Genomic DNA, 13437 nt, shown 5'->3' on the forward strand with positions numbered 1-13437 from the left:
GCGCTGCAGTACGACGGTGATAAAATGTTGCATTGCGGAAATTCGATTTGTGTGCCGGTATGAGCTTGCTCTCCATCTCTGCTCACTTTTGTCCCGTTCGTTTAATGAAGGAAAGCAACGCATGAAATGGTTTTTTGATTTGAAAATTGCCACCAAGCTGATCTTGTCGTTTGGCGCCGTGCTGCTGTTGACGGCGGCCTTGGGCGTGTCGGCGATCTTGTCCATGGCGCGCATCAATACCGCGTCGACCGACCTGTCCGACAACTGGATGCCCAGCGTGCTGACGGCCATGAATATGCGCAGCGATGTCAGCGATTTCCGCCGCTGGGAGCTGGCGCACATGCTGGCCGCGCAGGATGCCGACATGGTGCAGAACGAAACGCGCATGACGGAAACCCAGGCCAAGCTGAAGGCCGATGCCGACAAGTACCGCAGCCTGATTTCCGCAGCGGGCGAGAAGGAAGTGTTCGAGCGCTTCCTGGCGCTCAACGATGAATTCATGCGTCTGCATGCAACCATGCTGAGCCTGTCGCGCGAGATGAAAAAGGAAGAGGCGCGCGCGCTGGCTGTGGGGCCGTCGGCCAAGGTCATGACGGACATGATGGCGGCCCTCGATAAACTGGTGTCGATTAACACGGACGGCGGCGTGCGCTCGAGCGCCAGCGCCGATGCAACCTATGCGGCCTCGCGCGCCAGCCTGATCGGCTTGGTGGTAGGTATCGTCGTCATCGGCATGTTGCTGGCGCTGTGGGTGGCGCGCAGCGTGGCGCGTCCGCTGATCGAGGCCGTCGGCGTGGCGCGCCAGGTGGCCGCTGGCGATCTGACCGCACAGATCGTTGTGCAATCGCAAGACGAAACGGGGCAGTTGATGCAGGCCCTGAAAGACATGAATGCCAGCCTGCAAAAGCTGGTGGGCCAGGTACGCAGCGGCACCGATACCATCGCCACGGCGTCGAGCCAGATCGCGGCCGGCAACCAGGATCTGTCGTCGCGCACGGAAGAGCAGGCCAGTTCGCTGGAAGAAACAGCTTCGTCGATGGAAGAGCTGACGTCGACCGTGAAGCAGAATGCGGACAATGCGCGCCAGGCCAACACCATGGCGCAGACCTCGTCGAGCATCGCCATCGAGGGCGGCAAGGTCGTCGGCGAAGTGGTGGGCACGATGGCGTCGATCAACGAATCGTCGCGCAAGATTGTCGACATCATCGCCGTCATCGACGGCATTGCTTTCCAGACCAATATCCTGGCCCTGAATGCGGCCGTCGAGGCGGCGCGTGCGGGTGAGCAGGGGCGCGGCTTTGCCGTCGTGGCCACGGAAGTGCGCAACCTGGCGCAACGCTCGGCCGCGGCAGCCAAGGATATCAAGGTCCTGATCGGCGATTCGGTCGAGAAAGTCGAGGCGGGCTCGAAACTGGTGGACCAGGCGGGCCGCACGATGGATGACATCGTTGCCAGCATCACCCGCGTGACGGACATCATGAGCGAGATCACGGCCGCCAGCAGCGAGCAGAGCGCCGGTATTGAGCAAGTTAACCAGGCCATCGCCCAGATGGACCAGGTGACGCAGCAAAATGCGGCCCTGGTGGAAGAGGCGGCCGCGGCAGCCGAATCGATGCAGGAACAGGCTGCCAGCCTGAGCGCCGTCGTCAGCGTCTTCAAGCTTGACGTGGCCAGCGCCGCCGCGAACCGGCCGCGCGCACCCGTCACCGTCACCGTCAAGACGCCGGCAACCGTGACGCCGGCACCGGCGCCGCGTCAACTGGCCAGCACGGCGCGTTGCGCGGCACCAGTCGATGAGTGGGAAAGCTTTTAAGTGAATGAAGTCAAGCGCGCTTGCGCGGCTTCTTGACGCCTGGGGCCGCGGGCGCGGCAGCGGCTTGCTGGCGCTGTTGCCAGGCCCTCAGGGCCTCTTCGTAGGCGGCCAGGTCTTCCTGGTACATTTCCAGCACGCAAAAGGTGCAACCGCTATGGCAGCACTCGTCATTGCCCGGTTTGCTGGGTGGCTGCGGTTGCGGATCGTGGGCTAAGGGCGGGGTGGACATGGTGAGGGCAGGGGATGGAGCGGCAGGGATCGGAGCAGGCATTGGAACGGCATCATACGGCATTCCCGCAGGCCATTGCTGGAATGCTTTTTGCTCAAAAATCACGGTTTCCGTGTACAGTTGCGGTGAATTAGGGTATCGTTTACAGCACTGATATTGTATCTTCTGCGCGCGATGTTCCGCCGGCGCGATCTCCGCCGCCATCGCAGCACATCTCTTCGACGCTCCCGCATACGCCATCCAGCATGTCCCGGAGCACAGAGGTGCCGCAAGAACAATGATCCATGGCTTGCAAGACGGAGCTGCCTGTGCCCCGAAATGTTGTTTATTGAGAAAGCATGGCTTCCGCAGTGCGGAGGCACACCAGAAAATTTATGTCTGAAACCGAATCGACTCCTACGCCCAGCCCGGCGATTGCCCCTGAAGCGGCGCCCGTCGCCGCTGCGCCTGCACCAGCACCTGCCGCATCCGCTGCTCCCAGCCTGACCTTTGCCGACTTCGGCCTCGCGCCTGAAATCCAGCGCGCACTGACCGACCAGGGCTACACCCATCCGACACCGATCCAGGAACAAGCGATCCCCGTGGTGCTGCAAGGCCGCGATGTGATGGGTGCCGCGCAAACGGGCACCGGCAAGACGGCCGGTTTTTCCTTGCCGATCATCCAGTTGCTGATGGCGCATGCCAGCAGCAGCATGTCGCCGGCACGCCACCCGGTGCGTGCGCTGATCCTCACGCCGACGCGTGAACTGGCGGTGCAGGTGGCCGAAAACGTCAAGGCCTACGCCCAGCACACGCCGCTGCGTTCGACCGTCGTCTTCGGCGGCATGGACATGAAGCCGCAAACCGTCATCCTGCGCGGCGGCGTGGAAATCGTCATCGCCACGCCAGGCCGCCTGCTCGACCATATTGAGCAAAAGAACATCAGCCTGAGCCAGGTGCAGATGCTGGTCATGGATGAGGCGGACCGCATGCTGGACATGGGCTTCTTGCCGGACTTGCAACGCATCATCAACTTGCTGCCGAAGCAACGCCAGAACCTGATGTTCTCGGCGACGTTCTCGCCAGAAATCAAGAAGCTGGCGGCGACCTTCCTCAACGATCCGCTGACGATCGAAGTGGCGCGCAGCAACCAGACGGCCGACAAGGTCACGCAAGTGGTCTACAAGGTCACGGAAGACCAGAAGCATGCCCTGGTCGCCCATCTGCTGCGCCAGCGCGACCTGAAGCAGGTTATCGTCTTCTCGAACACCAAGATCGGTGCCTCGCGCCTGGCCCGCGTGCTGGAACAGGAAGGCATGAGCGCCACGGCGATTCACGGCGACAAGAGCCAGCAGGAACGCATGGCGGCGCTGGAAGCGTTCAAGAAGGGCGAGATCGACGTGCTGGTGGCCACCGACGTGGCGGCGCGCGGCCTGGATATTTCCGACTTGCCTTGCGTCATCAACTTCGACTTGCCGTACAACGCGGAAGACTATGTGCACCGTATCGGCCGCACGGGCCGTGCCGGCGCCTCGGGCGACGCCATCTCGATCTACTCGGATAAAGACGAGCGCTTGCTGGCCGATATCGAGAAACTCATCAAGCAAAGCATCAAGCGCGGCGAATTGACGGGCTTCAATCCCGCTCCTGCCCGCAGCAGCGACAGCGAGCGCCGCCCACCGCGCCGCACCGAAGGTGGCGAGGCGCGTCCCGCACGCGCCCCGGAGAGCCGCCATGCCGGCGAGAGCCGCGACAGCCGTTCCGCCGAGCGCGGTGCGCGTCCCGCCTTTGGTCCTGGCGCCCGCCGCGAGAAGGCCGATCCCTGGTTCCTGAAGCCATATGAGCCCGCCAAAGCAGCCGCTCCCGCTGCCGCCAGCATGGCGCCTGCCGCGGCCAAGCCGAAGCAGAAAATTGCTGCTTTGCTTGGTGGACTAGTCAAACATTAAACGTGGATGGCATGGGGTTGGACAAGTACTAACGTTTTACAGAGAAATGATGAACAGCCAGGTTTTACCTGGCTGTTTTTTTGCTGGGGCGGAAGCTACATGCATCAGGCAGCTTACGCATTTCCTCGGCATGAGCGAGGCACTGTTGTGCATCTGTCGGCGACTGTTTTGTCTAAAGTATATCTCGCAGAATACAGGCATGACATAGGGCGCTTACTTGAGCAGACTGAGGTTGTTTTCGCGCCACCAGTTGCGGCCAATAACAAATATCAGGGAAAGGAGCAGGCCGAAAAGTGCGGCCTTACCGACGACATGCGAGAGTCGGTCGGCACGATTTTCTGGCAAGCTTGGACCTGCAATGAAGCGGCTCTTTTCCAAGTAAATATTCAGTGCATTTTGATTGTCGATCGTGATGGAGTTGTAAACTTGCTTGATCACTTCGTCATCCATATTTTTTCCCTTGAATACTTCGATTTTCAGGGGTTCCAGTCCACGCAGCACTTCCTCCCCTGAGCGGGTGTTGTCGATCAGGTCTTTGGCCTTTTTATAGTATTCGAGGAGCAAGACATTTTTACTTTGTTCCGTTTTTGCCTGCAGAATGGCTTCGTTGGCCTCTGAAATCTCTACTTCGCTGGTCATTAATTGCGTGACTGGCGACAGATAGCGGGCATTGTCATCATTGATCGTGACGATCTGGCGTGATGGCTGACTGGCAGGCTCGGGATAGCGGTTGACGATCTGCTTCAGGTCACCACCCTTGCGCTTGAATTTTTCCAGCCGTTCTTTTTCCTCGATGATATCGTTATCCAGCTTGGTGATTTTTGTGGTAATTTCGGTTTGCTTGAAGCGCAAATTATCTGAATAAATCAGGTAAATGATCGTATCGATCGTATAGCGCCCCATCAGCGCAACCATGCGCTGGGCTCCCTCTGGAGTATCGTTGATTGCGCTGATCCGCAGGCCGATGACATTGTTATTTCCGTCCTTTACTTCACCGGCTAATTCCTTGGCATCGAGCTTGGTAAACGGAAAAACAGGTTCGATCATTTGGCCAATGCCTTCGCGCGCAGAGAATACGCGGCGCATTTTTTCGAAATCCTTCGCATCAAGCGTTTTGTTTTTTTCCGAAAATTCGCTAAAGCGTCCGCTGGTATTGAACGCGGCAGCATAGCGTTTGTAGTTCGCCAAGCTGATGCCAGGGTTGGGTTCTGAATCTTTGATGCTCTTTTGTACGGTAACGGGAATTGGGCCGCCAAATTGAAAGAATCCTTCGCTGCGATACTTTGGGAAAGCATACACAGTGGCAGCGCCAATGGCGGCACTTAATATGGTAATGCCAAGAATGATGCGGCGGGAATGCCACAGGGAAGCCAGGAAATCGTTGAAATTAATGCTTTCGTCTGCAGGATGATTCCCTTTTTCCCTTAGTTGCGAAGATTGGTCCATGAAATTTTCTTTAATAAAAACGTTTGAGGTGAGCTGGGGGCGCAGAGGTCCAATGCAGCTGGCAAAAATGATCATTCAGTGACCTTGCTGACTTGCGGGCCTTCCCGTCGGAGCCAAGTCTGGCAGTCAAGCGACTGCTCTGCGCAGTCCTGCGTGGCAGTGAGAGACGCAATATGGACGTACTATCCATGAATACCGCAAGCGCACATTATAAATGGCGCTGGCAGGGACAGGATGCCAAATTGTGAGGATTTGTTAGGCCGCCGGGTGAGCTCGGCGGTGCCGTGTGCCATGTCCCACTGAAAAGGCTTATTTTTTCTTGCGTAAACGCTGCCTTAGAATCATCCATTGCGGCGATTTAAAACGCACAATTTGCGTATACAGCCACACGTAGGTGACGATAAACAGCATTGAAAAGGCGACTAGTACCCATTGGTAGCGCCAGAAGAGCGTAGCAGGGATCACGGCAGTCAGTGACAGCAGCCACAGGTAGGGAGCCGTCAATGAGTTGCGGCGCGTCAGCGCATGAGCGTCGCGCTTGCCTATCGTCCAACGCACTAGACGCTTAAATACCAGCATGTGCAGGTGGATACCATCGGGTAATCCAGGCGAGACGCCGCGAATGAATTTCCGGCGGTAGATCGAAAAGATGGTCTCAAAGACGGGATAAATCATCAGCAAGACCGCATACCAGGCAGAAACTTCTTTGTTGCGCACAACCAGCAATACCGCCAGTTCGCCGAGCATGAAGCCGATGAAATACGCGCCCCCATCGCCCAAGAAAATCAGTCCGTTCGGATAATTCCATACGAAGAAGCCTGCAATCGCGCCAATCAGTATCAGGCAGGCTGCCATGACATGAAAGTCCCCGACCAGAAATGCGACATACGCCATGGAAAGAAGCATGAAAATAGACACGACACTTGCCAGGCCATTAAAGCCATCGATGATGTTGATGGCATTTGCGATGCCGGCCACCGCAAGCACTGTCAACGGCAATGCAATCCAGGCATATTTGAGCCAGGCATCCACCAGAGGAATGTCGATACGGACGATCTTCGCATCCATTACATAATAACCAATGACGACGGATATCATCGTCAGCAGCAACCGGCGGAATGCACTGACTTGCTTGGTGAAGTCTTCGACAATGCCGCAGCCAAATGCCAGACTGGCACACAGGACCAACAGAAACACCCATGCGCCCACCTCTGGTGTTCTCCAGAAAGTGACCGCAGTGCCTGTTAGTGTCGCCGCATAAATTGCCAGCCCACCGATACGTGGCACGGGTCTGGCATGAATTTTTTGCACACTGGCCAGGTCATGATCCAGCATCTTCTTCATGTTTCTGGATAGCTTAACAATAAAGAGTGTTGCAAAGAATGCGGTGATGAAACTGACTACAACTGAAAGCATAATATCCAATTAAAAAATGACTAAGAACCCCGGCTGGGAGCGCCTGTTGCAACTTGCTGCGGACCTTTGTTCCGTTACGCTGTTACCGCAACATCTCTGCACGCTACGGTTTGTCAGGCGTTATAACTTTATGGAGCGGACTAAATCAATAAATCTGCTTGCCGTACCGGCCACGCGGCGCAGTTTGCGACTGTGGCGGGGAGCTGACTTGAGGTAGGCAAGGCCCGCGCTGTGAGATGGGTAGCTAACGTCGCATCTGTTTGCCTCGTTCCCTGCATCGGTTCCAGGGCCTGCGTGTTCATGACGGTGACTGCCTGTTCGGGCGCATGCGACAGATTGATCTGTTCCCGGAAACAGTCAAAGCGCAGCCACGCCAGGCCTGGTATCCGAAGTTCGGGATTGAAAAAATACCATGCCCCAGTCAGTCCTGATCATAGCCGATTCTACGGTTGAGCAGAAGAACTGTAAAACAGATAGTGCCGATAGTGTGTAATTTATTTTATTTCTTCATTTCTAAAAATATTTAATTGGATACAGTTGTTACTGGACGTAACCAAGCTTTTATTTTATTTAAAAATGTTGTAAATTCCGTAAAATTTTTTTGAGTTATCAGGTGGTAAATTGCGTCGATGTGAAAAAAGCAACCGCCTGGATTGATCAAGTATATATTTTACGCTATGCGAAGTGTTCTGCTGCGGATGATTCCGCAAGATATTGTGCGCAGGATCGCTGTTCATCTGAATGAGCGTACTTTTGCAGGGTAAGTATATTTTCTTTTTGGAATTATTGCTTTGGATGTGGCATTTTCTTTGGCCATGTCTGCGCAAGTATTTGCCGCAACTCCATGTGGCTGCGTAAAATGTGGGGTCGGCCCTAGAGGGCCTGATGAAGCCGTGGAAATATTGCAGTCGTCCGGGGGCGGCGTAATTCCAGTAGGTGTCATGAGATCGCAGTATTTTGCTTGAAAAGACACTTCCATGTATTAAAATTGTTGTATTTTTCTGACGTATGGGGTATAGAGATGATTGTAGTGACCGGCGGTGCTGGCTTTATAGGATCAAATTTCGTAAATGACTGGCTTGCCTTCAGCGACGAGCCGATTCTTAATCTGGATAAGCTAACTTATGCAGGAAATTTGAATAATCTAAATGCACTGAGCGATGATGCCCGGCACGTGTTTGTGCAAGCCGATATTTGCGATCGCGCTCAGCTCGAGGCGTTGTTTTTTAACAACATGCCGCGCGCCATTGTTCATTTCGCTGCAGAAAGCCATGTGGATCGGTCCATTCTCGGCCCTGGTGAGTTTATCAATACAAATATTAACGGCACATTCAGCTTGCTCGAAGCCGCACGCACCTATTGGTCTGGCCTGCCTGACGAGGAGCGTGCCACTTTCCGCTTTCTGCACGTCTCAACCGATGAGGTCTACGGTACGCTGGGACCAGATGATGCGCCCTTCAGCGAGACGACCCCGTATGCGCCCAATAGTCCTTATTCAGCCTCCAAGGCCGCGTCGGATCACCTCGTTCGCGCCTATCATCATACGTATGGCTTGCCGACGCTGACTACAAATTGTTCGAATAACTATGGACCGTATCACTTCCCCGAGAAGTTGGTTCCCTTGATCATTGCAAATGCGCGGGCAGGCAAACCCCTGCCGATTTATGGTGATGGACAGCAGATTCGCGACTGGTTGTATGTCAGTGATCATTGTGCCGCCATTCGCCGCGTACTCGAGGACGGGCGTTTGGGGGAGACTTATAATATTGGCGGATGGAACGAGAAAGCCAATATGGATGTCGTACATACTCTATGCGACATGCTCGATGAGCTGTCGCCGAAGGCGGCTGGCGGATCGTACCGGGAGCAAATCACGTATGTGGCGGATCGTCCCGGCCATGATCGCCGCTATGCCATTGATGCTCGTAAAATCGAGCGGGAATTAGGTTGGCGGCCGGCGGAAACGTTTGAGAGCGGCATCAAAAAAACGGTGCAGTGGTATCTGGCTAATCAGGAATGGGTGGCCGATGTGCAATCGGGTGCTTATCTGAACTGGATGGAAAAGAATTATGCGGCGCGCAAGGAGGCGCCATGAGCGCGCCAGCGTTGGCGCGCAAGGGCATTATCCTTGCAGGCGGTTCCGGCACCCGCTTGTATCCCGTGACGATGGCCGTGTCCAAGCAGTTACTGCCTGTTTATGACAAGCCGATGATTTATTATCCGCTGACCACCTTGATGTTGGCGGGCATTAAAGAAATATTGATCATTTCAACGCCGCAGGATACGCCGCGCTTTCAAGAGCTGCTGGGAGATGGCAGCCAGTGGGGCATCAGCTTGAGCTATGCGGTGCAGCCTACGCCTGATGGCCTGGCGCAGGCATTCATCATTGGCCGCGACTTCATCGGCGATGCGCCGTCGGCACTCATATTGGGCGATAATATTTATTATGGTCATGATTTTGAGGCGCAGCTGTGTGCAGCGAGCAACCGTCATGAAGGCGCCACGGTGTTTGCCTACCATGTGCACGATCCGGAGCGCTACGGCGTGGTGGAATTTGATGCGCAGCGCCGGGCAATCAGCATTGTGGAAAAGCCAACGGCGCCGAAGTCTTCCTATGCGGTAACCGGCTTATATTTTTATGACAAGCAGATTTGTGATATCGCCGCTGAGATCAGGCCGTCGGAGCGGGGTGAATTGGAAATTACCGATGTCAATCGGGTCTATCTGGAACGCGCCCAGCTCAATGTCGAACGCATGGGACGTGGCATGGCCTGGCTGGATACCGGTACACATGAATCCCTGCTGGAAGCGGGCCAATTCATCGCCACCATCGAAAATCGCCAGGGTTTGAAAGTGGCTTGTCCTGAAGAAATCGCGTATCGCAAGGGGTATATCGATGCGGAGCAATTGCTTCAGCTTGCCCAGCCCCTCAAGAAAAATGCATACGGGCAGTATCTCTTGCGTTTATTAAATGAAAAGATCTTCTGATTATGCAAATCCATACGACTGCAATACCCGATGTACTGATTATTGAACCCAAGGTGTTTGGCGACGACCGGGGATTCTTCTTCGAGAGCTACAATGCCGCCCAGTTTGAAAAACTGACGGGAATTGCGCCCCATTTCGTGCAAGACAATCATTCCAAGTCCGCAAAAAACGTACTGCGCGGTTTGCATTACCAAATCCGCCAGCCACAAGGCAAACTAGTTCGCGTGACTGCGGGCAGCGTCTACGATGTTGCAGTCGACCTGCGCAAGAACTCGCCCACTTTCAGTCAATCTGTTGGCGTAGTCTTGTCTGCGGAGAACAAGCGGCAGTTATGGATACCGGCTGGCTTTGCACATGGCTTCATGGTGACCAGCGAAAGCGCGGAATTTCTCTACAAGACGACGGATTACTGGGCGCCTGAATTCGAGCGCTGTATTTTATGGAATGATCCTGCACTGAACATCGTATGGCCACTCCATGAGGGAGAAGTTCCTCTCTTGTCCGCCAAGGATCAACTTGGCAAGTTGTTGGTTGATGCCGAGGTATTTGAGTGAAGATTTTGCTTACGGGAAATACGGGCCAGTTGGGCTATGAGCTTGAGCGCAGCTTGCAGGGGCTTGGCGAGATCGTAGCCCTGGGACGCGGCAAACTTGATTTGTCGAATCTCGACCAGATCCGCGATGTCATTCGCACGGTAAAGCCTGGGTTGATCGTCAATCCTGCCGCATATACGGCGGTTGACAAGGCGGAAACCGAGTTTGAACTGGCCATGCGCATCAATGCGGAAGCTCCGGCCGTCATGGCGCAGGAGGCGAGGAAGCTTGGCGCGGCAATGATCCATTACTCGACCGATTATGTCTTTGACGGCACTAAATGCAGCCCGTACGTGGAAGATGACCCGACTTGCCCGATTAATGTGTACGGCCGCAGCAAGCTTGCTGGTGAACAAGCTATCCAGGCCGCTGGCATCCCCCATTTGACCTTCCGCACGAGCTGGGTCTATGGCATGCGCGGAAAGAATTTTTTGCTGACCGTGCTGCGTCTTGCGCAGGAGCGCGAGGAATTGCGTATTGTTGGCGACCAGCATGGATCGCCAACATGGTGCCGCTCCATCGCCGATACGACAGCGCATATTCTCGCCCAAACACAGGCCAGTGACGATCTGCAGTCCTGGTGGCAGCGGCATTCCGGCGTTTATCATCTGACGGCACAGGGGCAAACAACGTGGGCTGGTTTTACACAGGAAATTCTGAACAATGCCGCATTGCCCAAGTCGCCAATTGTCACGGCAATCACGACCGATGCGTATCCGTTGCCAGCGTCTCGCCCAGCGTACTCTGTCTTGTCTTGCGAGCGCCTGAAACAGGCATTTTGTGATTTGCCAGCATGGGACGATGCTCTAAGATTGTGCATGCATTGATGCCCACAAGGCCGTCCGCGTGCGAGTGGCGGCCGTATTGGGTAGATACGAATCGAAGTGGCATTTTTGACAACCATGATTGCAAGGCCTTTAATGACTGAAAAAAAACATATCCATTCCCACGCGATTGTCGAGCCAGGAGCGTCGATTGGCACCGCGACCAATGTATGGGCGTTTGCGCATGTATTGGGCGGTGCGCGCATTGGTGCCGAGTGCAATATCTGCGATCATGTGTTCATTGAAAATGACGTGGTGCTAGGGGATCGGGTCACCATCAAATGTGGCGTGCAATTATGGGATGGGATCACCATTGGCGACGATGTCTTCATCGGCCCGAACGCGACCTTTGCCAATGATAAATTCCCCAGGAGCAAACAATATCTGGCAGAAGTCGCGCGGACAAGCATTCGCCGTGGCGCCTCCATTGGCGCCGGCGCTGTCATCCTGCCAGGTATCGTCATTGCCGAAAATGCGATGGTGGGTGCCGGTGCGGTCGTGACCAAGAACGTCCCGCCCCATGCCATCGTTGTGGGCAACCCTGCGCGCGTGGTCGGATATACAAACGCTAGTCCGAATGCAGTGCAAGCGCCGTTGCTTGGCACCGCTGGCGCGTCGGAATTTACCAAGGACGGAGCGCCTTCTCACGTCAATGGTGTGCGTCTGTACAAGTTTCCTTTGATTAAGGACATTCGCGGCTCCTTGTCGGTGGGTGAATTCCAGAAGGAAATCCCCTTTGATGCTGCACGCTATTTCCTTGTCTTTGACGTTCCCAGCAAGGAGCTGCGCGGCGAACACGCACACCATGCATGCCATCAATTCCTCATTTGCGTTCATGGGTCTTGCGCTGTCGTCGCAGATGATGGCAATGTGCGCCAGGAATACATGCTGGACGCTCCCAACCTGGGTATTTATTTACCGCCGCTGACGTGGGGGGTGCAATACAAATACTCTCCGGACGCCGTGTTACTGGTTTTCGCATCCCATGTGTATGATGCAGACGACTATATTCGCGATTACAGCGATTTCCTTTGCATTACCGCATCCTTATCCGGTGCGGATCCGATATCTTCACTGATTGAGCAGAAAAAATAATAATGGCTATCCCCTTCCTTGATTTAAAAGCAATTAATCTTGAACACGCAGCAGCACTTGAAAGCGCATTTCACCGTGTGCTGCATTCCGGCTGGTATGTGCTGGGCAAAGAAGTCGAGGCTTTCGAGCAGGAGTTTGCTCGTTATTGCCAAGCGGACCACACGGTCGGCGTGGCCAATGGCCTTGATGCCATCTTCCTGATCCTCAAGGCATACGGCATCGGGCCTGGCGACGAGGTGATCGTTCCCAGCAATACCTATGTGGCTACCTGGCTGGCGGCGACGCATTGTGGCGCCGTTCCTGTGCCAGTCGAGCCGGACGCGCGTACCTACAACATCGATCCGGCGAAAATTGAAGCGGCCATTACCGCGAATACCAAGGCCATCATTGCCGTCCACCTGTACGGACAGCCTGCCGACATGGATGCCATCAATGCCATTGCGCAGAAGCATGACTTGAAAGTGATCGAGGATGCGGCCCAGGCGCATGGCGCGTTATACAAGGGCCGCCGTGTGGGCAGCCTGGGCGATGCCGCTGCATTCAGTTTCTATCCGGGGAAAAATCTCGGCGCGCTGGGCGATGCGGGCGCGGTGACGACCAATGATGCCGTCCTTGCGGACAATCTGCGCGTGTATCGGAACTACGGCTCGCGTATCAAATATCACAATGAAGTGGCGGGCTTCAATTCGCGTCTTGATGAGTTGCAGGCGGCACTATTGCGCGTCAAATTACCGGATCTTGATGCGTCGAACAGCAAGCGTGGCGAGATTGCCCGCATGTACAATGACAAATTGAAGGATGTTCCCGGCATCGTCCTACCCCATGTGCCCGAGTGGTGCGACCCCATCTGGCATCTGTATGTCATTTGCACGCCAGAACGCGGCGCCTTGCAAGCGGCATTGGGCGAGGAGTCCATCGGCACCATGATTCATTACCCGGTACCGCCGCATCTGCAGCCCGCCTATGCCGAGCTGGGTTACAAGACTGGCGATTTCCCTATCGCGGAACAGGTGCACCAGCAGATTATCAGCTTGCCCATGGGGCCAACCATGTCGGAAACGGATGTTCAGCAAGTCGTCGATGCCGTGATCAGCAGTTTGAAATGATC

11 protein-coding genes are annotated in these 13437 nt (G+C 55.2%); 8 read left to right on the forward strand and 3 right to left on the reverse strand.

The genetic code is table 11. The features are described 5' to 3' along the window. The first annotated feature begins 121 nt into the window (after positions 1 to 121). Entirely contained in the window at positions 122 to 1813 is a 1692-nt protein-coding gene (locus tag JAB6_RS02940) for a methyl-accepting chemotaxis protein (RefSeq protein WP_070301298.1), read from the forward strand. Positions 1814 to 1823: 10 nt separating this feature from the next. Here the strand turns inward: JAB6_RS02940 and JAB6_RS28305 are convergent, their stop codons facing one another. Beyond that, entirely contained in the window at positions 1824 to 2042 is a 219-nt protein-coding gene (locus JAB6_RS28305) for an oxidoreductase-like domain-containing protein (RefSeq protein WP_083292492.1), read from the reverse strand. A gap of 374 nt (positions 2043 to 2416) precedes the next feature. Here JAB6_RS28305 and JAB6_RS02945 point away from each other — a divergent pair, with 374 nt between their 5' ends. Further along, positions 2417 to 3967, forward strand: coding sequence for a DEAD/DEAH box helicase (locus JAB6_RS02945; protein WP_070301299.1), 1551 nt, complete (start codon positions 2417 to 2419; stop codon positions 3965 to 3967). Between the two features lie 213 nt (positions 3968 to 4180). Here JAB6_RS02945 and JAB6_RS02950 read toward each other — a convergent pair whose 3' ends face one another. Both JAB6_RS02950 and JAB6_RS02955 read right to left on the reverse strand, forming a co-directional pair. Continuing rightward, the gene (locus tag JAB6_RS02950) at positions 4181 to 5488 is read right to left on the reverse strand and encodes a lipopolysaccharide biosynthesis protein (RefSeq protein WP_139143259.1); all 1308 of its coding nucleotides are present in this window, start codon (positions 5486 to 5488) and stop codon (positions 4181 to 4183) included. A gap of 234 nt (positions 5489 to 5722) precedes the next feature. Next, positions 5723 to 6829 (reverse strand): glycosyltransferase, encoded by a 1107-nt coding sequence (locus JAB6_RS02955; RefSeq protein ID WP_070301301.1) that lies wholly within the window; start codon positions 6827 to 6829, stop codon positions 5723 to 5725. Positions 6830 to 7850: 1021 nt separating this feature from the next. Between JAB6_RS02955 and rfbB the strand changes: the two genes are divergently transcribed. The 6 genes from rfbB to JAB6_RS02985 all read left to right on the forward strand — a co-directional run bounded on the left by rfbB (position 7851) and on the right by JAB6_RS02985 (position 13435). Further along, positions 7851 to 8924, forward strand: a complete 1074-nt coding sequence (gene rfbB / locus JAB6_RS02960; protein WP_070301482.1) for a dTDP-glucose 4,6-dehydratase — start codon at positions 7851 to 7853, stop codon at positions 8922 to 8924. Continuing rightward, positions 8921 to 9817, forward strand: a complete 897-nt coding sequence (gene rfbA, locus JAB6_RS02965; RefSeq protein ID WP_070301302.1) for a glucose-1-phosphate thymidylyltransferase RfbA — start codon at positions 8921 to 8923, stop codon at positions 9815 to 9817. Before rfbB ends, rfbA begins: the two co-directional genes overlap by 4 nt. Before the next feature lie 2 nt (positions 9818 to 9819). Beyond that, positions 9820 to 10371 carry a dTDP-4-dehydrorhamnose 3,5-epimerase gene (rfbC, locus tag JAB6_RS02970; RefSeq protein WP_070301303.1) on the forward strand — a complete coding sequence of 184 codons (552 nt, stop codon included), beginning with the start codon at positions 9820 to 9822 and terminating at the stop codon, positions 10369 to 10371. Next, the gene (rfbD, locus tag JAB6_RS02975) at positions 10368 to 11237 is read left to right on the forward strand and encodes a dTDP-4-dehydrorhamnose reductase (RefSeq protein WP_070301304.1); all 870 of its coding nucleotides are present in this window, start codon (positions 10368 to 10370) and stop codon (positions 11235 to 11237) included. Before rfbC ends, rfbD begins: the two co-directional genes overlap by 4 nt. Positions 11238 to 11330: 93 nt before the next feature. Next, a complete protein-coding gene (locus tag JAB6_RS02980; protein WP_070301305.1) occupies positions 11331 to 12329 on the forward strand; it encodes a WxcM-like domain-containing protein in 999 nt (332 codons plus the stop codon). A gap of 2 nt (positions 12330 to 12331) precedes the next feature. Beyond that, positions 12332 to 13435 (forward strand): DegT/DnrJ/EryC1/StrS aminotransferase family protein, encoded by a 1104-nt coding sequence (locus JAB6_RS02985; RefSeq protein ID WP_070301306.1) that lies wholly within the window; start codon positions 12332 to 12334, stop codon positions 13433 to 13435. Positions 13436 to 13437 lie beyond the last annotated feature (2 nt).

Source organism: Janthinobacterium sp. HH104, from assembly GCF_001758715.1.
GTDB classification, from domain to species: Bacteria; Pseudomonadota; Gammaproteobacteria; order Burkholderiales; family Burkholderiaceae_D; genus Janthinobacterium; species Janthinobacterium aestuarii.

Bases quoted from the DNA above. Each gene is read 5' to 3' on its own strand.
- JAB6_RS02940 (WP_070301298.1), top strand. From the start codon at position 122: ATGAAATGGTTTTTTGATTTGAAAATTGCCACCAAGCTGATCTTGTCG.
- JAB6_RS28305 (WP_083292492.1), bottom strand. From the start codon at position 2,042: ATGTCCACCCCGCCCTTAGCCCACGATCCGCAACCGCAGCCACCCAGC.
- JAB6_RS02945 (WP_070301299.1), top strand. From the start codon at position 2,417: ATGTCTGAAACCGAATCGACTCCTACGCCCAGCCCGGCGATTGCCCCT.
- JAB6_RS02950 (WP_139143259.1), bottom strand. From the start codon at position 5,488: ATGATCATTTTTGCCAGCTGCATTGGACCTCTGCGCCCCCAGCTCACC.
- JAB6_RS02955 (WP_070301301.1), bottom strand. From the start codon at position 6,829: ATGCTTTCAGTTGTAGTCAGTTTCATCACCGCATTCTTTGCAACACTC.
- rfbB (WP_070301482.1), top strand. From the start codon at position 7,851: ATGATTGTAGTGACCGGCGGTGCTGGCTTTATAGGATCAAATTTCGTA.
- rfbA (WP_070301302.1), top strand. From the start codon at position 8,921: ATGAGCGCGCCAGCGTTGGCGCGCAAGGGCATTATCCTTGCAGGCGGT.
- rfbC (WP_070301303.1), top strand. From the start codon at position 9,820: ATGCAAATCCATACGACTGCAATACCCGATGTACTGATTATTGAACCC.
- JAB6_RS02980 (WP_070301305.1), top strand. From the start codon at position 11,331: ATGACTGAAAAAAAACATATCCATTCCCACGCGATTGTCGAGCCAGGA.
- JAB6_RS02985 (WP_070301306.1), top strand. From the start codon at position 12,332: ATGGCTATCCCCTTCCTTGATTTAAAAGCAATTAATCTTGAACACGCA.